This is a genomic window from Nonomuraea cypriaca (assembly GCF_015645445.1).
Classification (GTDB): Bacteria; Actinomycetota; Actinomycetes; order Streptosporangiales; family Streptosporangiaceae; genus Nonomuraea; species Nonomuraea cypriaca.
Genome location: NZ_JADOGI010000035.1, coordinates 1 through 23,670 on the forward strand (window position 1 = coordinate 1; position 23,670 = coordinate 23,670).

The 23,670-nt window shown below is 69.9% G+C and carries 19 protein-coding genes, 1 other RNA gene and 1 pseudogene; 15 read left to right on the forward strand and 6 right to left on the reverse strand.

The annotated features are described in order from the left end of the window. Window positions 1-939 (reverse strand): hypothetical protein (locus ITP53_RS56005; RefSeq protein ID WP_207755959.1); only part of this gene is annotated, 939 nt, incomplete at its 3' end. A 231-nt stretch (window positions 940-1,170) separates the two neighbouring features. Between ITP53_RS56005 and prfB the strand changes: the two genes are divergently transcribed. Beyond that, on the forward strand, window positions 1,171-2,286 hold the full coding sequence (gene prfB / locus ITP53_RS14250) for a peptide chain release factor 2 (RefSeq protein WP_195895855.1): 1,116 nt from the start codon (window positions 1,171-1,173) through the stop codon (window positions 2,284-2,286). Here prfB and ITP53_RS14255 read toward each other — a convergent pair. Beyond that, window positions 2,272-2,463 carry a hypothetical protein gene (locus ITP53_RS14255; protein WP_195895856.1) on the reverse strand — a complete coding sequence of 64 codons (192 nt, stop codon included), beginning with the start codon at window positions 2,461-2,463 and terminating at the stop codon, window positions 2,272-2,274. The genes prfB and ITP53_RS14255 overlap by 15 nt on opposite strands. A 203-nt stretch (window positions 2,464-2,666) precedes the next feature. On the opposite strand from ITP53_RS14255, the gene ftsE reads away from it, so the two are divergent. The 5 genes from ftsE to ssrA all read left to right on the forward strand — a co-directional run bounded on the left by ftsE (window position 2,667) and on the right by ssrA (window position 7,391). Continuing rightward, complete coding sequence (gene ftsE / locus ITP53_RS14260; protein ID WP_103956370.1) at window positions 2,667-3,356, forward strand: cell division ATP-binding protein FtsE; 690 nt, start codon at window positions 2,667-2,669, stop codon at window positions 3,354-3,356. Between the two features lie 20 nt (window positions 3,357-3,376). Next, window positions 3,377-4,285: a permease-like cell division protein FtsX gene (gene ftsX / locus ITP53_RS14265; protein WP_195895857.1), complete on the forward strand. Its 909-nt coding sequence runs from the start codon at window positions 3,377-3,379 to the stop codon at window positions 4,283-4,285. 41 nt (window positions 4,286-4,326) lie between these two features. Next, window positions 4,327-4,794 (forward strand): SsrA-binding protein SmpB, encoded by a 468-nt coding sequence (gene smpB, locus ITP53_RS14270; RefSeq protein ID WP_195895858.1) that lies wholly within the window; start codon window positions 4,327-4,329, stop codon window positions 4,792-4,794. 19 nt (window positions 4,795-4,813) lie between these two features. Continuing rightward, complete coding sequence (locus ITP53_RS14275; RefSeq protein ID WP_195895859.1) at window positions 4,814-6,682, forward strand: penicillin-binding transpeptidase domain-containing protein; 1,869 nt, start codon at window positions 4,814-4,816, stop codon at window positions 6,680-6,682. Between the two features lie 325 nt (window positions 6,683-7,007). Then, window positions 7,008-7,391: a transfer-messenger RNA gene (ssrA, locus tag ITP53_RS14280) on the forward strand. 723 nt (window positions 7,392-8,114) lie between these two features. Here ssrA and ITP53_RS14285 read toward each other — a convergent pair. Then, complete coding sequence (locus ITP53_RS14285) at window positions 8,115-8,375, reverse strand: hypothetical protein (RefSeq protein WP_195895860.1); 261 nt, start codon at window positions 8,373-8,375, stop codon at window positions 8,115-8,117. 626 nt (window positions 8,376-9,001) lie between these two features. Here ITP53_RS14285 and ITP53_RS14290 point away from each other — a divergent pair. The 5 genes and pseudogenes from ITP53_RS14290 (at window position 9,002) to ITP53_RS61060 (ending at window position 13,998) form a co-directional block, all read left to right on the forward strand. After that, complete coding sequence (locus ITP53_RS14290; protein ID WP_195895861.1) at window positions 9,002-9,838, forward strand: hypothetical protein; 837 nt, start codon at window positions 9,002-9,004, stop codon at window positions 9,836-9,838. Further along, a complete protein-coding gene (locus tag ITP53_RS14295; RefSeq protein WP_195895862.1) occupies window positions 9,835-10,458 on the forward strand; it encodes a hypothetical protein in 624 nt (207 codons plus the stop codon). Before ITP53_RS14290 ends, ITP53_RS14295 begins: the two co-directional genes overlap by 4 nt. A 256-nt stretch (window positions 10,459-10,714) precedes the next feature. Beyond that, the gene (locus tag ITP53_RS14300) at window positions 10,715-12,208 is read left to right on the forward strand and encodes a hypothetical protein (RefSeq protein ID WP_207755960.1); all 1,494 of its coding nucleotides are present in this window, start codon (window positions 10,715-10,717) and stop codon (window positions 12,206-12,208) included. Then, window positions 12,205-12,918 (forward strand): annotated as a pseudogene (locus ITP53_RS61055) (ARPP-2 domain-containing protein); the annotation flags it as partial. The gene ITP53_RS14300 and the pseudogene ITP53_RS61055, both read left to right, overlap by 4 nt. 117 nt (window positions 12,919-13,035) lie before the next feature. Further along, window positions 13,036-13,998: a GlxA family transcriptional regulator gene (locus ITP53_RS61060; RefSeq protein ID WP_195895900.1), complete on the forward strand. Its 963-nt coding sequence runs from the start codon at window positions 13,036-13,038 to the stop codon at window positions 13,996-13,998. A 143-nt stretch (window positions 13,999-14,141) separates the two neighbouring features. On the opposite strand, the gene ITP53_RS14310 is transcribed toward ITP53_RS61060, so the two are convergent. Together ITP53_RS14310 and ITP53_RS14315 are read right to left on the reverse strand one after the other, a co-directional pair. Next, window positions 14,142-15,230 carry a S1C family serine protease gene (locus ITP53_RS14310; protein ID WP_195895863.1) on the reverse strand — a complete coding sequence of 363 codons (1,089 nt, stop codon included), beginning with the start codon at window positions 15,228-15,230 and terminating at the stop codon, window positions 14,142-14,144. A gap of 20 nt (window positions 15,231-15,250) precedes the next feature. After that, on the reverse strand, window positions 15,251-16,681 hold the full coding sequence (locus ITP53_RS14315; RefSeq protein WP_195895864.1) for an AMP-binding protein: 1,431 nt from the start codon (window positions 16,679-16,681) through the stop codon (window positions 15,251-15,253). An 80-nt stretch (window positions 16,682-16,761) separates the two neighbouring features. Here ITP53_RS14315 and ITP53_RS14320 point away from each other — a divergent pair, with 80 nt between their 5' ends. Both ITP53_RS14320 and ITP53_RS14325 read left to right on the forward strand, forming a co-directional pair. After that, on the forward strand, window positions 16,762-17,667 hold the full coding sequence (locus tag ITP53_RS14320) for a hypothetical protein (RefSeq protein ID WP_195895865.1): 906 nt from the start codon (window positions 16,762-16,764) through the stop codon (window positions 17,665-17,667). Window positions 17,668-17,729: 62 nt separating this feature from the next. Then, window positions 17,730-19,907 (forward strand): acyl-CoA dehydrogenase, encoded by a 2,178-nt coding sequence (locus ITP53_RS14325; RefSeq protein ID WP_195895866.1) that lies wholly within the window; start codon window positions 17,730-17,732, stop codon window positions 19,905-19,907. 18 nt (window positions 19,908-19,925) lie between these two features. On the opposite strand, the gene ITP53_RS14330 is transcribed toward ITP53_RS14325, so the two are convergent. Next, a complete protein-coding gene (locus tag ITP53_RS14330; RefSeq protein ID WP_195895867.1) occupies window positions 19,926-21,779 on the reverse strand; it encodes a hypothetical protein in 1,854 nt (617 codons plus the stop codon). 80 nt (window positions 21,780-21,859) lie between these two features. Between ITP53_RS14330 and ITP53_RS14335 the strand changes: the two genes are divergently transcribed. Together ITP53_RS14335 and ITP53_RS59215 are read left to right on the forward strand one after the other, a co-directional pair. Further along, window positions 21,860-23,413, forward strand: coding sequence for a hypothetical protein (locus tag ITP53_RS14335; protein WP_195895868.1), 1,554 nt, complete (start codon window positions 21,860-21,862; stop codon window positions 23,411-23,413). Between the two features lie 113 nt (window positions 23,414-23,526). Further along, window positions 23,527-23,661 (forward strand): hypothetical protein, encoded by a 135-nt coding sequence (locus ITP53_RS59215; RefSeq protein ID WP_268961039.1) that lies wholly within the window; start codon window positions 23,527-23,529, stop codon window positions 23,659-23,661. The last annotated feature ends 9 nt before the right edge of the window (window positions 23,662-23,670 follow it).

Here is a 23,670-nt window from a genome sequence, read left to right on the forward strand (position 1 = left end):
CTGGTGGATTTCGGTGACCTTGAGGCTGCGGGGCACTGACCGGGTGGGGATCGACCAGCTGGCATCCTCGGGCACGGGGATGATGTACGACTTGTTCGCCACGTTGCGCGTCGAGGTGTTGCGGGTGAGTGAGTACTGGATCAGCGCCCCGCCGTTCTCGGTGCGCAGCCCGTAGACCGGCCAGTTGTCGGCGCTGAAGATCGAGTCATAGGTGAACCCGTCCTCCCTGGCCTGCTCCCTGTCCTGGGCGATCTGCTCCGCGATCTCGGACGTGTACTGCCCGGGGGCGATGAGGCCGGCGGTGACGCCGGAGGACCCGGTCTCGGCCATCGTGGCGTGCACAGGTCCGATGAACTGCGGGCTGATCGTGACGGTCTTGTCATCGGAGGCCAGCGCGGTGGCATAGCCCTCCTCGTCGAGCTCGATCCGCGGCGACTCCTGCCCGGGCAGCAGCCGTGCCACGGAGCTCAGCCGCCAGCGATCGGACTTGGCGAACGTCAGCAGCGTCGGATCCCCGGCGCGCGTCGCCAGCGCGCTGAACCAGGGCGACCGCTCCTCTGGCGGGAACCTGGGCACGTACAGGGTCGGCGCCCCCCACCGGTAACGCGGCGGCGCGTAGTCGGTCGACAGGTAGGCGGCCACGGTGAGCTGCGTCTGCCCGCCCGTCGTGATGTCGGTCGCCAGGCTCAGCCGACCCTCCAGATCGTGCTCGTCGCTCTTCACCCGCAGTGCGTCGTCGGTGAGGGTGATGTCCCTGAACACCTTGGCCGCCTCTTCCCTGGTGACCGCGGGCTCGGGCTCGGACGGCGTCGGGCTGGCCGCGGCGGCGGACGCGGGCGCCTTGCTGGGCGCCGGTGGCACGTCGGCCGAGCAGGCGGTCGCCGCGGCGAGCACGCCCGCGGCGAGCGCCAGCGCCTTCCGCCGACCGTATGCACGCACCTGGCCATGTTATTCGCGCGAACGACGAGGCGAAGCCTCCAAGCAAGAGATCGGTCCGCGAAGCGGTCGTAGTTTTTTTGGGGGGTGCTTGGGGGGCGTAGTCCCCCGAGGGGAAGCCTCCAAGCAAGAGATCGGTCCGTGAGGCGGGAGGACGGTCCGTGAGGCGGGTGGAGTTTCTTGGGGGGTGCTTGGGGAGCGAAGTCCGTTGCGGTGCGCGTACCCTTGGGAGACGTGGCAGGCATCGATCCGGCAGAAGAGATCAACGAGCTCGCGGGCACACTCCGCAGCATCCAGGACGTGCTCGACCTCGACGCGATGCGCAAGCAGATCGCGGAGCTGGAGCAGCAGGTTGCCGCGCCCGACCTGTGGGAGGACCCCGACCAGGCCCAGCGGGTCACCAGCAAGCTCTCCCACCTTCAGGGTGAGCTCAACCGTGTCGAGGGCCTGGCGCGCCGCCTCGACGACCTGAGCGTCCTCTACGAGCTCGCGGCCGAGGAAGGCGACGACGACACGCGCGCCGAGGCCGACAAGGAGCTCGAGTCGCTCAAGTCCGACGTCGGGGCCCTGGAGGTGCGCACCCTGCTCTCGGGCGAATACGACGCCCGCGAGGCGCTCGTCACGATCAACTCCCAGGCGGGCGGCGTCGACGCGGCCGACTGGGCCGAGATGCTGCTGCGGATGTATCTGCGGTGGGCCGAGCGCAAGGGCTACTCCACCGAGGTCTACGACACCTCCTACGCCGAGGAGGCCGGCATCAAGTCGGCCACCTTCACGATCAAGGCCCCCTACGCCTACGGCACGCTGCGCGGCGAGCACGGCACCCACCGTCTGGTCCGGATCAGCCCGTTCGACAACCAGGGCCGCAGGCAGACGTCGTTCGCCGGCGTCGACATCGTCCCGGTGGTCGAGCAGACCGACCACATCGACATCGTCGAGGACGAGATCCGCGTCGACGTCTACCGTTCGAGCGGCCCAGGCGGCCAGGGCGTCAACACCACCGACTCGGCGGTGCGCATCACGCACCTCCCGAGCGGCATCGTCGTCTCCTGCCAGAACGAGCGCTCGCAGCTGCAGAACCGCGCGACCGCCATGAACGTCCTGCAGGCCAAGCTGCTCGAGCGCAAGCGGCAGGAGGAGGCGGCGAAGATGTCGGAGTTGCGCGGCGCGACCACGACGTCATGGGGCACGCAGATCCGCAACTACGTGCTGCACCCGTACCAGATCGTCAAGGACCTGCGCACGGGCACAGAGGCGGGCAACCCGTCGGCCGTGCTCGACGGCGACCTCGACGAGTTCATCGAGTCCGAGATCCGCTGGATGCGGCGCCAGGAGTCAGAGACCGCTTAGGTGCTTGAGCGCCAGCGTCGCGAAGAGCAGGACGATCAGGAGCAGCGCGATGAGGGCGGGTGGCAGCCCGGCGAAGCCGTGGCTGTGCATCCGCTCGCGATTGGCGCGGCAGAGGGGGCAGCGGCCCTCGACGACCGGGTGGGCACACTGCGCGCATACGAGGTGTTCACAACTCATGTCAGCCTCAAGTCTAGCCGCACAATCGTTTTGTTTCCGTTATGGACGTTTGCATGCCAGTCTTCCCCCTAGACTGTGCTCTGGCCAATCGGAACGTCGATCATTGGTAAAGAAGACGCCCCCGATCGGTCGGCGGCGGGAAGTGGGCATGTGCCACCCTCGCTTCCGTCCTGACCCCTAGACTGGCATGCCGTGATGCTCTCGTGATCCATTTCGATAATGTCACCAAGGTCTACACGAACCAGAACCGGCCCGCCCTCGACCACGTATCAGTAGACGTGGACAAGGGTGAGTTCGTGTTCCTCGTCGGTCCTTCGGGATCAGGCAAGTCCACGTTCCTGCGTCTGATCCTCAAGGAGGAGCGGCCCAACTCCGGCGCGATCCACGTCGCCGGCAAGGACCTGGCCCGCCTCTCCAACTTCAAGGTGCCGCACCTGCGCCGCCGCATCGGCTGCGTGTTCCAGGACTTCAGGCTGCTCCCGAACAAGAACGTCTACGAGAACGTGGCGTTCGCGCTCGAGGTCATCGGCAAGCCACGGCGGTTCATCCGCAAGGTGGTGCCCGAGGTCATCGAGCTGGTCGGCCTGGAAGGCAAGGCCCACCGCATGCCCGACGAGCTGTCCGGCGGCGAGCAACAGCGCGTCGCCATGGCCCGCGCGTTCGTCAACCGGCCGATGATCCTGCTGGCCGACGAGCCCACGGGCAACATCGACCCCGCGACGAGCATCGGCATCATGAAGGTGCTCGACCGCATCAACCGGACTGGCACCACGGTCGTCATGGCCACGCACGACGCGGCCATCGTCGACTCCATGCGCAAGCGTGTCGTGGAGCTGGAGGACGGCAAGATCGTCCGTGACCAGTCGCGTGGCGTTTACGGCCAGGCGTACTGACAGGGAGCTGCAGACACAACATGCGGGCGAATTTCATCTTCTCCGAGGTCTGGATCGGCCTCCGTCGCAACCTGACCATGACGATCGCGGTAGTCATCACCGTGGCGGTCGGCATGGCGATGCTGGGTGTCGGTCTCATGATCAACTCCCAGGTCGGCATGATGAAGGGCTACTGGGACGACAAGGTTGAGATCTCAGTCTTCGTCTGCAACAAGGGCTCGGCCATCGAGGCGTGCAACGGCAAGGCCATCACGACCACACAGCTCAAGGCCCTCGAAACTCACATCAAGGGCACCCCGGGTGTCGAGCAGGTGTTCTTCGAGGACCAGTCGGCCGCGTACGAGAACTTCAAGCAGTCGTTCTCGGCCAACAAGGCTCTCGTGGACGCCACCAAGGTCGAGGACCTGCCGCAGTCGTTCCGGATCAAGCTGGTTGACCCGGAAAACTACGAGTCCGTCATCCAGGCGGTGCAGGGCCAGCCCGGCGTGTCGCAGGTGATCGATCAGAAGGAACTGATCGGCCCGTTCTTCGACCTGCTCGACAGGCTCGCGTTCTACGCCCTGGCGGTCGCGATCGTCCTGGTGCTGGCCGCGGCGCTGCTGATCGGCAACACCGTCCGGCTCTCGGCGTTCAACCGGCGCAGGGAGACGGGCATCATGCGGCTGGTCGGCGCGTCCAACCTGTACATCCAGCTGCCGTTCGTCATGGAGGGCGTCATCGCCGGCCTGATCGGCGGCGTGTTCGCGGCGGTCATGTTGATCGTGACGAAGGTCTTCCTGTTCGACGAACTGAGCGGTTACATCGGTGACGCGAGCGCCCAGCTCGGATGGGACGCGGTGGCCCAGACCATCACGTTCACCATGCTCATCGGTGTGGTCATCTGTGTTCTGGCCTCGTTCGTGACGCTGCGGCGTTATCTCAGGGTCTAGTGGTGGGTCGTCGCCGTCCCGGCCGCCGGTAAAGTCGAAGCATGCCACGTGAGACCGGGCGCAAGGTCGTCGCCCAGAACAAGCGCGCTCGGCACGACTACCACCTCGAGGACACCCTGGAGGCGGGGCTCGTGCTGCAGGGCACCGAGGTGAAGTCGCTACGCGAGGGCCGCGCCTCGCTCGTCGACGGCTACGCCAGCATCGACGACGACGAAGCGTGGCTGCTCAACGTACACATTCCCGAATATTCACAGGGCACGTGGACCAACCACGCCGCCCGCCGCAAGCGCAAGCTGCTGCTGCACCGCAAGGAGATCGCGAAGCTCGCCGCCAAGATCAAGGAGGGCGGGCTCACGATCGTGCCGCTGGCTCTCTACTTCAAGGACGGCAAGGCCAAGGTCGAGATCGCTGTCGCCCGCGGCAAAAAGGACTGGGACAAGCGGCAGTCACTGGCGGAGCAGCAGGCCAAGCGGGAGATGGCCCGGGCGCTGCGGCACCGCAACCGATGAGAGCGGCGGCACCGCAACCATGACCCGCGCCAGCCGCACCCTCGCCGCGACCGTCACTCTGGCGGTCGCGTGCATGACGCTGACCGGCTGCTTCGAGGAGCCGTCGCCGCACGACGCGGTGCGCGACTTCCTCGTGGGCTGGCAGTCTGGCGACTACGATCTGGCCGCCGGCCGCACCGACGGCGATCTCAACACCGTGCGCAAGGCGCTGTCCGACGCCAAGCTGGAGCTCGACGCCGCCTCGTTCCGCTTCAAGATCACGAGCGTGAGCATGACGGGCGACGAGTCCAAGGCCGCCTTCCACGCCGAGGTCGACCTGGGGGAGAACAACCCCCTCTGGCAGTATGAGGGCGTCCTGCCGCTGCACCTGGTCGACGGCTTGTGGAAGGTGCGCTGGTCGCCTTCCGTGCTGCATCCGCAACTCAAGGAGGGCCAGCGGTTCGCGGTCGACACCGACCCCAAGCCGCGTCAGCCGGTGGAGGACCGGGCCGGCGACCCGCTGCAGACCGACACCGTCCTCTACGTCGCGGGCGTCTACCCGGCCAGGCTGGGCGACCAGGCGGAAGAGGTCGTCGCGCGGCTGTCCGAGGTCACCGGCTACGCCCAGGACCGGCTGCTGAGCCGCATCAGGTCGTCGCCGCCGGACAAGTTCGTGCCGCTGGTCACGTTCGGCCGGTCGCGATACCAGACGATGCGGCCCGAGCTCGACGCCATCTCAGGCATCGAGACGCAGCCGCAGGACCAGCCCGTCAACCCCGGGGCGCCCAAGCAGGTCGTCGGCACCGTCAGCGCGCTCACGCCGGAGACCGAGCAGAAGCTGGGCGGCCCGCAGCGGGCCGGCGACTCGGTCGGCAAGAGCGGCCTGCAGCAGGCCTACCAGGACTACCTCACCGGTTCCACGCAGACCAAGGTGATCATCCTGGACCTCAAGACCGGCAAGGAGGTCGCCAAGCTGAAGGAGTGGCCCGGCCGGCAGAACGTCTCGGTGAAGACCACGATCGACAGCAAGATCCAGGCGGCGGCCGAGCAGGCCGTGGCCGATACGGAGACGAGCGCGCTGGTGGCCGTGCAGGGCGACACCGGCGAGATCCTGGCGGTCGGCTCCAAGGGGATGCACCAGGAGAAGGACGCGCTGGCCGGTAAGTTCCCCGCGGGCACGGCGTTCTCGATCGTGGCCGCGGACGCGCTGCTCAAGGCCAAGGTGAGCCCCAAGCAGCGGCTGGCCTGCCCTCAGGAGCGCACCGTCGGCGGCGCCAGGTTCGTCAACACCGGTCAGACCACCGGGACCACGGGGTCGGCCACGTTCCAGGACCACTTCGCCAAGGGCTGCGTCACCGCGCTGGCCTCACTGGCCCGCCGGGTCACGGCCGCCGATCTGGTCAAGAGCGCCGAGGCGTTCGGCGTGGGGAAGCCGTGGCGGCTGCCGCTCAAGTCGTTCAGCGGTTCGATGCCGGCGCTGTCCAGCGACGCCGACAAGGCCAAGGCCATCGCGGGCCAGAACGTCGAGGTGAGCCCGCTGAGCATGGCGCTGGTGGCGGCGGCGGTCTCCTCGGGGACCTGGCGGCCGCCCGTGCTGGTGACGAGCCCGACGTCGCCGGGTCCGGCGGCCGAGGTCGTGCCCGTCACTCAGCCCGATCCGGTGGTCGTGGACGCGGCGGTCCGCACGACGCTGACCGCGATGATGCGGGCCGGCGCGGCCGGCACGCCCGCCCAGGCGGGCAAGGGCCGGGTCTACGGCATCACGGCGACGGCGGGCGACCAGGAGGACAGGCCGATGACCTGGTTCGTCGGCTGGCAGGGCGACGTGGCCGTCGCGGTGCTGTCCAGAAACTACAACGCGGCGGCGGTGGCGGGCAGCTTCTTCTCGGCCGTCCGGATGCCTTCATGAGGTGCTCTCACAGCTCACTGTGAAATTGTCGGTACGCCGAGCAACCATCGGAGCCTCCGGTTGCGTCTTACTGAGTGACTGGACCCGCTCGGGGGGTTGCGGTTCCAGTCGCCGTGACGAGACAGGACTTCATCTCGGGGGAAGTCCTGCCGTCCGGACCGGCTCGACCCTGCCGGTCGGCCCCCGGGGACACGAGCTTCTGTGCCGGGTTCCCGGGGGTTTCGCCACGGGGAATTAAGGTGGCGTTGAGGGCGTTGTCCCATGTACATTCATGTTGCTCATCGCTTCCGGTCCGCCGGAGGATGGATGGGTTGACAACTGCACAGGGGGTGACTGGCTTCGACTTCGATCTTGCAAGCCAGGTGAAGCGGGCCGAGGACTGCGGACATAACCTCGTTAATCCTGTGACCGCAAACAACAAGTGCCAATTCCAAGAGCACTGTGGCGGCCAGGGACTCCCTGGCCCTCGCTGCCTAAGCAGCGAAACCACTGTCAGCCCGGGAGTGCCTTCGGCCCGGGATCTGGCATCGCTAGAAGGCTCAACCGCTCGACCCGGCCACGGGGGAGAGCGGGAAACCAAACAGTGGCTGAGCCCGTCGGCGACTCGCCTGCGTGATCGCCGGGGCTGAGAAAAGCACAGCAGGCTGCGCCCGGAGAAGCCCTGACTTGGGGTTGAAGGACGCGGGTTCGATTCCCGCCACCTCCACGTGATCAAACCGCCCCTGACCTGTCGAATCGTCGACAGGTCAGGGGCGGTTTCGCGTATATGGAGTTGCTCGGGATGAGGCCGAGGGCCCGCTCGGCCATCCTCTCCGGCGCCGTCCGCAGCGATTCGCAGCCGGATGGGGCACGCCGTGGTACGGCGGGGTGCAATTGAGCTATGGATGCTCCGGGGGCTCGTCCGACCGAAGTGAGTGTGCGCCGGTTCGTCAACGACTCTGGCAGCGTCACGCGAGGGAAAGCGGTACATACTGACGATCACGCTCGGCGCACTGTCGCGCGGCCCGTACGCCACCGATGACCCGGTCAAGCGCGCGGGAAGAATTGCGGCGCTCCAGCATGCCGAAGCGGCATTCGGTGACCCGCTGCCGTACGACGCCGAGGCAGCCCGCATGTTCGGGCAGATCTGTGCTGTCGTGTACACACAGGGCCGACAGCCACGAAGCCGGACTGCCGACTTGATGATCGCCGCGACGGCGGCCAGCAACGAGTTGCCGTTGTTCACCGCGAACCCCAAGGACTTCGACGGGCTGGGACGGCTCGTGAACGTAGTCGCCGTGACGCGACCTTACGGGGCGACGGGTTGGTTTCATCGACGGCACGAAGTGATGAAGAGGGTAGAGGTGCGGGCCCGCCGGACGTCGGGTTCGGGCGCGACCGGCAGAGTGGCGGGCCACGGCGTCCGCAGCCCGCCACCATGCCGAGCCAGCGGTCAGTGCTTGATCAGGCCGCGGTAACCGACTGGGCCCTCACCCTTGAACTGGGCCGACCCCATGAACCTGTTGCCGTCCTCGAAGAACGTGATCGACCCGTTGCCCTGTGGGGACGCCCACGCCACCTGGGTGCCAGTGCCGGGCATGCCGCTCTGCGGCACGACCCCGTCCCGGTTGGAGATGACGATGGTCAGGTCGGCGTCGTCGTGCCATTCGGCGTCGGCACCGCCCCACTGAATCTGCGTCGTGTACGTGGCCATGTGCGATTCCTCCCGCTCCGTTGAGTGAGTACGCGTGTGCTGGCCTGATTCAGGCATACATGCCACGCCGGCACCCCGGATCCCGGGCGCTCAGCGACGCCCGATCGGCGCCGATCGGGCAGTCCAGAGTTCAGCACGTCAGGTGAGGTGACAGGCAGGCGCAGTGACTCACTGACTATGGGCCGTCGGTTTCAGGCGGTCAATCGGGCGACTGGAGGAAGGCCGCTTAACGCCCGTCACTAATCTCGCGCGGCGTCTCCGGGAAGGTGCGGCGTCGGCCCGTCCGAGCGGGGTGCCTGCGCAAGGTCGTCGATCGGAGGGCGCGCCGTGACCGCTTGCGGCCACATTGGGATGCGTCCCAAATGGCGTCCCCCAGGGGGCTGTTCCCTCATCGGGCGAGTTCCCGGCCCGCGCCGCCGCCCATGCCCGTGTACCCCAGGTCGGCGCGGCGGCAGGTGTCCCGCAAGCCGGTCAGGCGGCGTCGCGGTGGACCGGGCGCCCGCACCGGAGACCCAACATCCCGCACTGTGACCCAAAGATAGCTTTGCGTGTGCTTAGGTGGTCCTTTGACAACTTGTGGGCCAGAGTGGGGTTGAAGGGTGTCAAGGGACGGTTGGCGTCATTCGGTGTTCGCGCCCGTGATGGGGCTGATGATCTCCGCGTTGCTGATGGTGGCCGGAGTGGTGGAGACAGTGCTGGTGTCCGTGGGCGCGACCACGGCGCCGGCGGCCGCGGAGCTCGTGGTCACGCTGATCATCGCGGTGTTCGTGACCACCGTGCTCAGGATCGTCCGGGCCGTGCCGGACATCCGGCGGGAGAGCGCCGCGACGGCGCGGGCCAAGGCGAACGTCCAGGCGGTGAAGCCGGCGGACGACACGCTGGTGGGGCGACGGCTCAGGCTGTTCAGGGAGGCGGCCGAGGCGGGGAACGACTGCGAGGCGGTGCTGAGCGCCCGCTCCGCGCTGGACGACAGCGAGCTGGCCAACAAGCACCATCTTGACCACGCGCTCATCTGGGCGCTGCCGGTCTTCGGGTTCATCGGCACGGCGCTGACGATGGCCGCGATGGTCAGCTCGTTCTCCGGCGCCCTGGACAGCCAGGGAGACCCGAGCGTGCTGATCACCGCGCTCAAGCAGCACGTGCTGCCCGAGCTGGCGTCCGCGTTCGGCGTCACGCTGATCGCGCTGTTCCTGAGCGTGCTCGCGTTCGGTTCGATGGCGCTGGTCGAGCGGGCGGAACGGGCCGGTGTGGTGGCGGCCGACGAGGTGTTCCTGATCTACATCGCGCGCCTGCCCGCCAAGCAGGCGGCGCCCGCGATGAGCGGGCTCACCCAGGAACTGGCCCAGTCGAGAGGCCGGACGGAGGAGCTCGTCAAGGGCCTGGACGCGTTGCGTACCGCGGTGGAGCGGCTGAGCGCCACCGAGAGCCGGCCGCAGAAGTACACCCTGGTGAGGGAGCCGTGAGGAAGCGCCCGGTCAGATCGTTCGCGCCGCCGCTCGACCTGCGCTTCATCGATCTGTTCATGTCCATCGTCCTGGCGCTGGCCTTCGTCGCGATCATGCTGACGGTCGTGGCGCGGATGCTGCCGACGGAGAACGCCACGCCGCCTTCCCGCCAGGAGAAGAGCGTGGCCCAGCTGAAGAGGGAGCTCGACGCGGCCCTGGTCGCCAAGCAGCAGGCCGAGACCGAGCTGCGTACGACGCGGGCGCAGATCGCGGACCAGACCGCCTTCGCACTGCCGTGGTGGCTGATCGGGTTCTGCGCCCTGCTCGGCGTGCTGGCCGTGTTCATGACCTGGCGCATCCGGCTGTGGAGCAAGGGGCGTCTGCCCGGCCTGCGTACCTGGGTGCTGGTCACCGTGGTGGTGGCCGTGGTGACGGGGGTGATCAGGTCGCTGAGTGACAGGGACGGCTATCTGCTGCTCGCCGAGATCCCCTGGTGGGCCGCCGACGCGCTCTGCCTGGGGCTGTTGCTGGTCGCGTACGTGCTGATCTCCGACATCCGGGCGGGACATGCGACGCTCGGCGAGATCAGGGCACGGTCGGGGCGCGCGCCGGCCCGGGACGGCGACCTGGTCCGCTAGGGAACCTCCCGGGCCGCTCCCTGAGGCGATCCCCCTGGCCGGCCCCCCGTCCGGCGGCTTACGTTCGGGCGACGAGCGAGCCCGCGGCACGCGGCATCAGCCGAAAAGAGAGCGCAATGTCGGAAAAGCGGCTGTAGGGTCCGGAATCAGACTGGCCGCGGGACTTCGGTGCGACTTCCGGAACCCGTCTTTAAAGCGATGCTTCGCAGCTCGTGCCCCCATTCCCCGGCCAGTCCCAGACTTCCTGGGAGCTCTAGTGGACACCTACACCGACCTGATCGAGTGCGAGGACGTGCTGCTCTTCGCGAACGCGGCGATCACCTCGACCGGCCAGCGCGAGTTCCACAGCGCGGCCGGCGAGCAGCGGCTGTCCCTGGACTTCCTGCATCTCTACATCCAGGGCAACTATCCCGACCTGTACGCCGCCGCCCTCGCACTCGACATCAACGACCACAACGCCGCGCTGATCATCGGCAACCTGCTCAAGCGGCCGGGCCACGGCGACGGGCGGCTGATCGCGCGGCGGCTGGAGCGGATGAGTCCGCCCCGCGTCTACCGGCTCTTCCAGCGCCTTCGCCGCGACGGCGTCAACAACCGGCGCACCAGGGCCGTCATCCGGGACTGGCTCGCCGCCCGCCCCGACCTGGCCTTCGACGCCGTCAAGTACCGCGCGGCGGTGAAGTCCGCGGTGCGCCACGCGCATCTGCGGCCGGACGGAGAGCTGGGCGACTTCCTGTTCGCGCCGTTCAGCCGCACCCGCTATGACACGCCCCTCCTGGAGGCGTGGCGGCGCGCGCACTATGACAAGTCGGCCATGTACGAGCTGCCCTACACCGTCGCGGAGGGGTTCGCCGCCCGCCACGGCATCGACAGGCCGACCTTCCTCGACCGCATCGCCCCCAAGCTGACCAGGCTCGAACGCCTGCGGATGACCGAGTCGGCGCGGCGGGACGGGGTGGACACCGAGGCGAACCTGGCCGCCATGCCGCTGGTCAGGCTGGCCTCGTACGTGTTGTCGCTGCGGGCAGACGTGCGGACCCGGCGGCGGGCCGAGCTGGTGGCCGCCCTGCGCGCGTCGGCGGCCCGCGCGGCCGGGGCGCGTGCGGGCACGTGGGGGAGCGTGGTGGCGGTGCTCGACGACAGCTTCTCGTCGTTCGGCTCGCCGGTGAAGCGGCGCCGCCCGCTGGCGGTCGCGCTGGCCTGCCACCACCTGCTGGCCGCGCTGGCCGGCTCCTACCGGGGCCTGTGGGTGTCGCGCGGGACCGATCCGCTGCAGGTACGGCCGTCCGGCCCCACGCCGCTCGGTCAGCGCGTACTCGACGCCCTCGAACACCGGCCCGGCCTGCTCGTCATCGTCTCCGACGGCTGGGACAACGCGCCGCCCGGGCTGGCCGGCGAGGTGCTGCGGGTCTGGCGGCGCAAGCTCGACCCCGGAGGCGAGGTGGGCATCGTGCACCTGAACCCGGTCTATGACGCCGAGCGGTTCGACGTGCGGCGGCTGTCGCCGATGGTGCCGACGGCCGGCATCCGCGACGCGGAGGACCTGCCGGCGCTGGTGGAGCTGGCCAGGTTCGCCGAGGGGCGGACCGGGCTCGCGGAGCTACGCGCATACCTGGCGGACCGGGCGGCGGCCCTGACGGACCGGGCGGCACCGGCGGGTCGGGTGACGCCGGGGGATCCGTCGAGCTCGGTGGATCAAGTGGCGGCAGCGGATCAGGTGGCGCGGGGGAATCGGGTGGGGCGGTCGTGATTGATCTGACCGGGCTCGAGACGCGGCCCGCGCAGACCTGGGGGGCGGTGCGTCTGGTGCCGCTCGTACGCCGTGAGCCCGTCGAGGACCTGCGGCTGCACGCCAAGGTGTACGGCGACGAGGCCTCCGCCGTGTTCCTGCCCGACAGCGCCGTCTACACCGCGTACGTGCCGCACGCCTTCGTCGCGTCGTGGACCGACGACGGCACCCCGGCGGCGGCGTACGGCACGCAGCTCGGGCAGCCCCTGCGGCACATGGGCGTCAGGTTTCGCCGCAGGATGGCGCGGAGCGCCGACAAGAACCGGCTCAGGTTCCTGCCGCTGCACCTGGCCCTGGAGGGCTTCCTGGCGCTGCACTTCGGCGGCCCGGTGATCGCCTGGGAGGAGTGGTCGCGCCAGGCGGTCGCGCACGGCCTGTCCCCCCGCGCCGAGGACGCCTACACCGGCGCCGAGGTGCACGGGTTGGACGACGCGCTCAAGGTGTTCGAGATCTACCCGGGGCAGTGCGGGTTGCTGCTCTATGTGGCCGACGCGCTGGCCGGCGCGTTCGTGGTGCCGCACCCGGAGGATTACCGGGCGCTGCACCCGACGCTGATCCGCGACCTGTACGGCGAGCTGATCTACGACTACGCGATGTTCCACCCGGTCAGGGACTTCCCCGCGGTCATCGACGAGACGGGGGTCTCCTCGCTGGCCGGCCTGCGGGCGCAGGCCGTACGGCAGGTGGTCATGGTCCGACTGTGTCCGGGCCGCCCACGGGGAGCGAGGAAAGGCGGCGAGGAGGTCCGGAAACTTGGGTTCTTCGTCTTTCGGACCTACAGTCGTTCCATGGAGGTACGGCGCTTCGTCATCGTGGCCTACGACGCGGCCGAGTTGCTCGACATCGCCTGCGTCACCTCGACCCTGGTGATCGCGAACTGGCACGGCGCGAAACCGTGCTACGACCTGAGCGTGGTCGCCCCCGGCGGACACGCCGTCACCTGCGGCACCGGGCTGACCCTGCAGAGCCAGCAGGCGCTGGAGCGGACCACCGGGCCCCTCGACACGCTGCTGGTGTCGGGCGGGATCGGCCACGAGGACGCGGCGGCCAACCCGCTGGTCACCAGCCATGTCCGCAGGCTGGCCAGGGAGAGCAGGCGCGTCGCGTCCGTCTGCACGGGAGCGTACATCCTCGCCGCCGCCGGCCTGCTCGACGGGCGGCGCGCCACCACGCACTGGGAGCAGGCGCACACGCTGGCGAGCCGCTTCCCCAAGGTGTCCGTCGACCCGGACCCGATCTTCATTCGCGACGGCAACGTCTCGACCTCCGCCGGCGTCACCGCCGCGCTCGACCTCACCCTGGCCTTCGTCGAGGAGGACAACGGCACCGAGGTGGCCAGGGCCGTCGCCCGCAACATGGTCACCTACCTGCAGCGGCCCGGCAACCAGGCGCAGATGAGCATGTTCGTCAGCGGCCCCTCACCGGCGGACGGCCTGGTCAAGCGGACCGTCGAGCACATCACCGCCCACCTGTCCGCCGACCTCGGCACGGCGGTGCTGGCGGCGGAGGCCGGGGTCAGCGAGCGGCACCTCACCCGGCTGTTCCTCAAGCATCTGGGGCTGACGCCAGGGCGGTTCGTCCGGCAGGCGCGCACCGAGGCCGCCGCCCACCTGCTGGCGTCCACGTCGCTGCCGATGGCGTCCGTCGCGGTGCGGTGCGGGTTCGGCACGGCGGAGACGTTGCGGCAGGCGTTCACCGACAGGTACGGCATCCCGCCCTCCCGCTACCGCCTGACCCAGGCAGCCCGCTGACGCGCTTTCCTGCCGCGCGGGCGCGCAGGCGCGCGGGAGCGCGGGAGCGCGCGCGGGCGGGCTGCCGGGCGCGGGCCGGCACGGGCGGGCACCCGGACCGACGCGGCCCGTCCGGGAGCGGGCCGGGGCGCAGGCCCGCTCGGTCACTCGCCTGGCAGTTGTCCCAGGGTCACGTTGATCGTCTCGGTCTCGCCGTTGGCCCGGATCACCCCGACCTGGACGCGTTGGCCGGGCCTGAGCGAGGCGACGATCTCGGACAGTTGCCCCATGGTCAGCGTCTCCTTGCCGTTGATCGAGACGATCACGTCCCCGGCCCTGATCCCGGCCTTGTCGGCGCCTCCGCCCCGCTCGACCACGGCCACCCCGACCCCGGCCGGCTGCCCGTCGGCCCCGATGACCGTGCTGCCCCGGATGCCGAGCGCGGCCCGGCGGCTGTTGGTGACCTTGCCCTGCTTGACGATCTGCGCGGCGATGTCGGTGGCGGTGTTGCTCGGGATCGCGAACCCGATCCCGGGAGCCGCGCCCCCGCCCAGGTCGGGGTCGGTGGCCGCGAGCGTCGGGATGCCGATCACCTGACCCGACAGGTCCACGAGCGCGCCGCCGCTGTTGCCCGGGTTGATGGCGGCCGAGGTCTGGATCGCCCCCGCGATGGTGGCGCCGGGCGAGCCGGGGTTCTGCGGCTCGGTGACCGTACGGCCGAGGGCGGAGATGATGCCGTTCGTCACGCTGCCCGACAGGCCCAGCGGGTTGCCCATGGCGAGCACGATCTGCCCGACCCTGAGCTTGGCGGAGTTCCCGAACCTGGCGGGACGCAGGCCCTCGGGGTTCTCCACCTTGATCACCGCCAGGTCCCCCACGCTGAAGGTCTTGACCAGGCTGGCCCGGCGTGGCGCGCCGCCGGTGGCGGTAGTGACGTTCATCTCGGTGGCCTGGCCGACCACGTGCGCGTTGGTGACGATGTGGCCCGCGGAGTCGTACACGATGCCGGAGCCGAGCCCGACCCTGGTGTTGATCTGCACGATGGACGGCAGCACGTTCGTGATGACCCGCTCGTACGCCGCCTCCAGCGGTTGCGCCGCCGTGGGCGACGGGGACGGCGACGTGGCGGTCGCGGTCGGCGTGGCGGGCGTCCCGGTGGCCGTGGGCGAGGTGGTGGGGCCCGTGGCGATGGGAGGCCCGCAGCCGGCGAGCAGTACGGCGGCAGCGGCCAGTCCCGCGACGATCTCCCTCATGGGGGACACTTCTGCCCATCTCAGCCCGAAAGATACGCTTCCCGGACGTTACGCCTGCTCAGCTTGCCTGTCGGCGTACGCGGCAGCGACTCGCGATATTCGATCACCCGCGGATGCTTGAGCCTGGCCAGCCGGGGCGCGCAGTGCCGCAGCAGGTCCGCGGTCAGCTCCTCGCCACCGGAGATCCCGGCGGCCGGCTGGACGAGCGCCACGACCTTGTGCCCCCACTCGGGGTCGGGCACGCCGATCACCGCCACGTCCGCGACGGAGGGGTGTTCGAGCAGCGCCGCCTCGATCTCGGCGGGATAGATGTTCACGCCGCCCGAGATGATCAGGTCGGTCCTGCGGTCGAGCAGGAACAGGTAGCCGTCCTTGTCGAGGTAGCCGATGTCGCCGGGCGTGTACGCCGCCCCCCGCATGGCCGCCGCCGTCTTGGCGGGATCGCCGTGGTACTCGAACCTGTTGATGCCCCCGATGTACACCAGCCCCGGCTCCCCGGCGGCCGCCTCGTGACCGTCCTCGCCGACGATCGTGAACGTCATCCCGTCCAGCGCCCTGCCGACCGTTCCCGGCCTGGCCAGCCACTCCTGAGAGGAGACCATGGTCGCCACGGCGGCCTCGGTGGAGCCGTAGTACTCCCACAGGATGGGCCCGAGCCAGTCGATCATGGCCTGCTTGACGGCCGGCGGGCACGGGGCCGCGCCGTGGTAGAGATGGGTGAGGGACAACAGGTCGTACGACTCCCGCTCCGGCACCGCCAGCAGCCGGTGGAACATCGTGGGCACCATGAACGCGTTCGTCACCCGGTGCCGCTCGATCAGCTCCAGCGCGGCGGCGGCCTCGAACCGCTCTGGCGCCACGATCGAGTGCCCGAACTGCAGCGCCATCATGGCCTGCCCGTACGGCGCCGAGTGGTAGAGCTGCGAGCACACCAGGTGCACCCCGCCCATCGGCAGCCCGAAGTGCCGCCAGCTCTTGCGCATGAGGATCGGGTAGAGCTCCTCGGGCGTCAGGTCCAGCAACCGACGCCGCACTCCCTTGGGCCGCCCGGTGGTCCCCGAGGTGTAGAGCATCATCGACCCGGCCCGCCGATACCCCGGGGCCATCTCGGACTGCCCGTCAACCAGTTCCCTGACCGTGAGGGCGTCCGGCGAGATCATCACCTTGGCCCCGCAGTCGGCCACGATGTAGTCGATCTCCTCGGGGGTGAAGTGCCAGTTGACGGGCACCAGGTAGGCGCCGATCTGGTAGGTGGCGAGCATCATGGTGAGGGCGTCGAGCCCGTTCTTCAGCACGGTCACCACGTAGTCGCCTGGACCGGTCCCGAGCGAGGTCAGGCCGTTGGAGGCGCGGTTCACCAGGGTGAGCAGCTCTCCGTACGTCGCGCTCCCGTCGCCGAGCAGCGCCGGGCGAGCAGGGTCGTCGGCCGCGATCTCATAGAAACCCCTCATATCCGCAGACCATACAGAATTAGATTCTGCTGGGGGAATAGAGGAATTGTCCCTTGCCGTAGTGACGTAACCTCAAGGTCATGGCGGACGTCGGCGACCAGAGACCTTCATATGATTCACCCACCACCCCGTTCCGCAAGATCGTCCTGCCCGCCGAGGAGACGGTCCAGATCCCTCGCCCGCCCGGGCAGGTCCCGCTGCAGCGCCCGATCGTGCCACCGGAGCCGCCGAGCCGGGGCATCGGCGACATCCCGATCAGGGCCCTCTACCTGCTGGGCGCCATCCTCGCCACCGTCGCGGCGGTCGCGCTGGTCTTCGTGCTGTTCTCCGGTGACGTGCCCACCAGCCAGGAGCCCGGCGAGGAGGTGGTGCGGGTCGCGCCGGTGCCGACGAGCGCCACGCCCGAGCCGAGCGCCACTCCGACCGTCACCGAGAGCCCGATCGTGCTGCCGCCGGTGCCGGAGAGCAAGGCGTACGCGAACCTGCCAGGCAAGGCGTCCGCGGTGATCAACACCATCAGCGACAAGGAGTCGGGGATCAGCTACCCGAGGCTCGCCTCGCCGTGGAAGGCCAGGGACTTCCCGCCGTACGCGATCGCGCAGCGCATCGGCAAGCTCGACATCCCGCAGACGGTGGTCGGCTCGGCCATGTTCCCCGGCGACTCGCCGGCGAAGAAGCCCAGCTCGAACGCCGACTACCGGGAGATCGCCACCGACGCCGCCCGCTGGGCGATCCGCACCCAGTACCCCAAGGGCGCCACCCTCGAATGGACGGCCTCCAAGAAGGTCTCGCTGGGCAAGGGCTGGACCCTCGGCTACAAGGTGACCTTCACCTCCGGCGGCAAGGAGCAGGTCGCCCAGGCCATGGTCTCCGTCATCGAGGTGGGCAAGACCAAGCCCGCGATGCTCATCGCCTCCATCCCGGAGGCGAACAAGGCCCGCTGGCGTGACCTGAACACCCTCGCCGCCCAGGTTCGTCCGCTATAGGTCAGAAGCATCCTCTAGAATATGGTTCTGGGCATGACTCGGACCTGGCTGGAGGATGAGTAATGGCGATCGGGTTGAGCGAGGAGCACGAGGCGCTCCGCGAGTCGGTGAGCGGCTGGGCCGAGCGGAACATCCCCGCCGAGCTGCTGCGCGCCGGGGCGGACGAACGTCCCCCGTTCTGGTCGGGTCTCGCCGAGCAGGGGCTGCTCGGCCTGCACCTGCCCGAGGAGGCCGGTGGGTCGGGCTACGGGCTGCTGGAGACGGCGGTGGCCGTCGAGGCGCTGGCCGAGAAGATGGCGCCGGGACCGTACGTGCCGACGGTGCTGGCCGGCGCGGTCATCAACGCGTCGAAGCGGCAGGAGCTGCTGGGGTCGTTCGCCGACGGCACGCTGACCGGCGCCGTGGCCCTCACGGGCACGCTGAGCGGCACCCGGGGCGACGACGGCGCGCTGGTCGTCTCCGGCACCGCTGAGCCGGTGCTCGGCGGCTCGCTGGCGGACGTGCTGGTGCTGCCGGTGACCACGTCGGAGGGCGAGGAGTGGATCGCGCTGGACGCCTCCGCCGCCACCGTCACGCCGCTCAAGTCGCTCGACCTGACCAGGCCGGTGGCCAAGGTGGAGCTGGCGGACGTGTCCGTGCCCGCCGACCGGATCCTGGACGGCGTCGAGGGCCCCGACGTGCTCAACCTGGCCGCGGTCCTGCTCGGCGCCGACGCGGCGGGCGTGGCCTCCTGGTGCGTCACGGCCGCCGCGGAATACGCCAAGGTACGCGTCCAGTTCGGCCGCCCGATCGGCCAGTTCCAGGGCATCAAGCACAAGCTCTCCCGGATGCTCGTCGCCCTGGAGCAGGCGCGCGCCACGGTGTGGGACGCCACCCGCGCGGAAGGCAAGGAGCTCGAGTACGCCGCCGCCATCGCCGGCGTGATGGCCCCCGACGCCGCCGTCCAGTGCGCCAAGGACGCCATCCAGACGTTCGGCGGCATCGGCTACACGTTCGAGCACGACGCGCACCTCTACTACCGCCGCGCGCTGACCCTGCGCGCCCTGCTCGGCTCGTCGGCCGAGTGGGCCGCCACGGTGACCGAGCTCGCCCTGCAGGGGGTCTCCCGCGAGATGGAGATCGACCTGCCGGAGGACGCCGAAGAGCTGCGCGAGTCGCTCCGTGCGGAGATCGCGGAGATCGCCGCCCTGGAGGGCAAGGAGCAGAAGCGGGCCCTGGCCGCGCGCGGCTTCGTCATGCCCCACCTGCCCAAGCCGTGGGGCCGCGACGCCAAGCCGCTGGAGCAGGTGCTGATCGCCCAGGAGCTCAGGGCCGCCAAGGTACGCCTGCCCGCGATGATCATCGGTGCCTGGGTGGTGCCGTCCGTCGCCGCGTACGGCACGCGCGAGCAGCAGGAGCGTTTCCTGCCCAAGACGCTCAGCGGCGAGATGATCTGGTGCCAGCTCTTCTCCGAGCCCGGCGCCGGCTCCGACCTCGCCAACGTGCAGATGAAGGCGGAGAAGGTCGAGGGCGGCTGGAAGCTCAACGGCCAGAAGATCTGGACCTCCGTCGCCCACGTGGCCGAGTGGGGCATCTGCATCGCCCGCAACTCCTCCAACGGCTCCAAGCACGAGGGCATCACGTACTTCCTCGTCGACATGAAGGCCCCAGGCGTCACGGTCAGGCCGCTGACCGAGATGACCGGCGAGAACCTGTTCAACGAGGTCTTCCTCGACGACGTGTTCGTGCCTGACGACCTGGTCGTGGGCGAGGTCGGCGAGGGCTGGAAGGTGGCCCGCAACACGCTGTCCAACGAGCGGGTCTCGCTCTCGTCCGGCTCCGGCGGCACCGGGTCCTCCGTCCCCGACCTGCTCGGCCTGGCCGGGCGGCTCGGCAGGGACCTGACGCCGGCCGAGGAGCAGCACGTCGCCCAGGTGATCTGCGAGGGCCATTCGATCAACGCGCTGTCGTTGCGGGTCACGCTCAAGCAGCTCGCCGGGTCCGAGCCGGGCGCGGACGCCTCCGTACGCAAGCTGCTGTCCACCTCCCACGCTCAGCACGTCTCCGAGACCGCGGTCGAATTGCTCGGCGCCGCCGCCACGGTGGCCGCCGACATGAAGCTGGGCGACGCGGGCTACTGGAACCGGGCGGTGCTCGCGACCAGGGCGATGACCATCTACGGCGGCACCACCGAGGTGCAGCTCAACATCATCGCCGAGCGCATGCTGGGCCTGCCCAGGGACCCCGAGCCGGGCAAGTGACCCGCCTCCCCGATCCCCCTACGGCCGAACCGGCTCCGGGGGGATCGGGGCGAGGTGCCCGGCGGGCCTGGGCACGCCGATCTTGATCTCGCCGACGCACACCGTGCCGCCGCCCCGGGTACGCAGGCTCAGCTCGCCGCCACCGCCGTTGACCTGGGCGTAGGTCGACCCGAAGCCCTCCTCCGCGTCCACCACGGCCGCGTCGCCGCCCAGGCGCACCGCGAGCTCGGCGGCGGCCGGGTTGAGGTAACCGACCTGAACGGTCCAATCACCCTGGGGAATCGGCTGCGGCAGCCGGAACCGCACCTCCTTGGCGGCCACCTCGGTGCAGCCACGGCTGCTCTGCGGGATCGTCACGCCCTCGATCTGCGCCGGTCGCAGGCGGCCCTCCTGGTCGAAGATGAGCGGGCCGCCGCGTACCGGGCCGCTGAGCCGCCTGGTCCAGTTGACCGGCCGTCCGGCGATCGGGCCGAGCACCTTGGAGACCCGGGCGTAGTCGTAGAAGAAGATCGGGTAGGCGACCTCGGCCGGTACGTGGGTGTCGAGGACGACGGCGTCCCTCGGCGCCCGCTTGAGCGCCAGCCTGCCGGTCTCGACGTAGGCCTTGACGGGCTCACCGAGCGGCAGGCGGGTGTAGGCGGCGACCGACCAGACTGAGCCCGCCGCCATGACGACCGCCAGCGCGGCCGTTGGGGCGATCCAGACGCGGTGCGGCCGCGGCAGCGGACGCCGCCACGGCTCCGGCTCGTCCCGCAGCGGGATGAACGCCAGCGCGACGACGATCGCCAGCACGGCCGAGGTGGAGGAGATGTAACGCAGCTCCGCGCCGCCCAGGTCAGGGCCGAGTTGCGTGATGCGCCCGATCGTCACCGGCACCACGTCGGCCACCGCGAAGTAGCCGAGCAGCATCGTCCAGGCCAGCCAGGCACGCCTGCGGTACACGACGGAGAAGGTCACCACCAGGGCCGCGACGGCGAGGCTCACCCAGATCAGCGCAGGGGGCGTGGCCGTGATGGCGTAGTCGCCGCCGATGGGCCGCCACCGCCATGGCCCGCCCAGCGCCGAGGTCACCAGCGACTCGCTCAGCAGCTTCCAGGCGAAGCCGGCGGCCACCGCGGGATCCGGCAGCTCCGGTCGTACGGTGTCGTTGGTGAGCTGCACGGACGTGAAGAACTGGCGGAAGAAGACCACCGCGTAGAGCGCGATCACGAAGAGGTAGAGCAGCCAGGCCGGCTTCCTGTTCGCCCGCGGAAACCAGCCGAGGGTCAGCACGAACGCCAGCACCAGGACGAACGGCGCCTTGACGAAGAAGAGCATGGCGAAGGCGGTCCACGCCGCCGCGGCCAGCGCGTGCCGCAACCGCCCGGTCCTGAGGTAACCCACGTGCGCGCAGAGCGCCATCGGCAGTGCGATCTGGAACGGCAGCGTCTCGATGGCCACCGCCCACCACGACAACGCGGAGATCGTCATCGGCGTCAGCAGGTAGAGCCCGAGCGGCACCAGGATGGCCGGGCGGGCGCCGAACAGCGTGTGCAGCAGCCGCAGCAACGCCAGCCCCGCCGCGGCCTGCAGCCCGATCACCACGACGTGCGCGAGCACGTCGTTGTAGACGCCGAGCCGGCCCATCGCCCACTGCATCGCGAACGGCCCCGGCACCAGGTGCCCGTAGTCCACCCGCATCAGGTAGTCCCAGGACAGCTCCCGCTCCAGGCCACGGGCGATGAAGAAGAAGTCGTCCTGCCGGAAGTAGGTCCGCCGCACCAGGTCGAACTTCCAGACGAGCTGTACGGCGATCATGGCGAGGGCCGCGGCCGGCACCACGTCCCCGCGTGCGGCGGAACGGGGCCGCGCCGCCGTCTCGATCGTAGCCAACCCGTCCCTCCTGTCCGGAAGGTTAGTCTGGCCGGGCAATCGGTGGAATGACCGTTGTGTGGTTGTGATGTCATAGCGGGATGCCACGCGCGATCCGGGCCGGGCCGGCCGCCGCCCTGCTCGGTCTCGTCCTCGGCTGCCTGGCCCTCGGGCCGGCTCTGGGCTGGGGATTCATCCTCGTGCAGGACATGGTGTTCGTGCCCGGTCCGGCGTTCTCACACTTCACGTTCGGGCTGTCGGGAGGCGCGCCGCGGGTGGTGCCCAGCGACGCGGTGGTCACCGCGCTCGCCTCCGTGCTTCCCGCGCAACTGGTGCAGAAGGCGATTCTGCTGGGGATCTTCGTGCTGGGCTGCTCGGGGGCCGCGCTCCTGGTGCCGTCGGAGCGGGCGGCCCCCCGGTTGATCGCCGGGGCGTGCTACGTGTGGAATCCGTACGTCGCCGAGCGGCTGCTGATGGGGCAGTGGGCGCTGCTGCTCGGCTACGCGGGCCTGCCATGGGCGGTGGCCGCGGCGAGTTCGGGGCGCCGGGTGGTCAGCGCCGTGCTGCCGGCGGCCGTGGGCGGGTTCGCGGCCATGACGGTCACCGCGCTGGCGGTGCTGCCCGTCTCCGCGTTCGTCTCCGGCCGCCGGGCCGTCCGGGTGGGCGCGATCGTGCTCCTGCTCAGCCTGCCGTGGCTGGTGCCGGCGGCGCTGCGGCCCGAGTCGGTGACCGGCGACGGGGTGGGGGTCGAGGCGTTCGCCGCCCGGGCCGACACCCCGTTCGGGGCGGTGGGCAGCCTGCTGTCGCTGGGCGGGATCTGGAACGCGGGCGCCGTGCCCGCCGGTTACGACACCCTGCCGGGGGCGGTGGCCAGGCTGGTGCTCGCGCTGGCCGGGATCGCCGGGTTCGTCCTCGCCGGGCGGGTGCCGTACAGGAAGGGTCTGATGGTGGCCGCGGCGGCCGGGTTCGGGATCGCCTGCCTCGGGGTCGGCCAGGGCGGGCGTGACGTGCTGGCCTGGCTGATCGGGGTGTGGGGCGGCTTCGCGGTGTTCAGGGACGCGCAGCAGTTCGTCGCGCCGCTGGCGCTGCTGGTGGCCGTCGGTCTGGGCCTGCTGGCGGCCGAGGCGGCTCGCCACGCGCCGGCGTGGGTGGCCGTCATGGTGCTGGTGCCGCCGGCCGTGCTGCCCACGATGGCCTGGGGCGCCTCCGGGGCGCTGCGGGCGGTGGACTACCCGGCCGGCTGGGCGGCCGCCCGCGAGGTGATCCGGCGGGACGCCGAGCCCGGTGACGTCCTGGTGCTGCCGTTCGAGTCCTACCGGCGCTTCCCGTGGAACGGCGGGAGGGCGGTGCTGGATCCCGCCCAGCGCTACTTCGCCGGATGGGAGCGCGAGGTGGTGGCCAACGACACCGTGCGGGTCGGATCCATGGTCGTCGGCAGCGAGAACGAGCGGGCGCGCAGTGTAGAACGCGTACTAGAAGGATCGTCACCTGACCTGCCCCGCGCGGGTTTCCGCTATGTCGTGGTGGACGCCGGGACCCCGGCGGAGCTCCGGCGCTTCGCGGGCTGGTTACGGGCCGCGGAGCTGGTGGTGGACACCGCTGATCTGCGCCTCTACCGTTTCGCCGGTCCGATTACGCGAGTTTCGCCCCAATAGACTCCTTGATCAGCGGATTTATTAAGATTCCTGCTAGCTACTTCCGAGTAGCAAGAGTTGGTTCTAGGTTGGTGACGGCTCCCTCAAACGCCGGCTTCAGGAGGAACCCCCCGATGATCAAGATCCTCTTAGCAGCGATCACCGGCATGGCCGTGGCCGCACTCGTGGCGACGGTGACGACGGTCTCGTTCACCGGCGCCACCGCGACGCCGGTCAACCAGCCGCTCTACAACTACGGCAACCGGTAGTCCGCACCA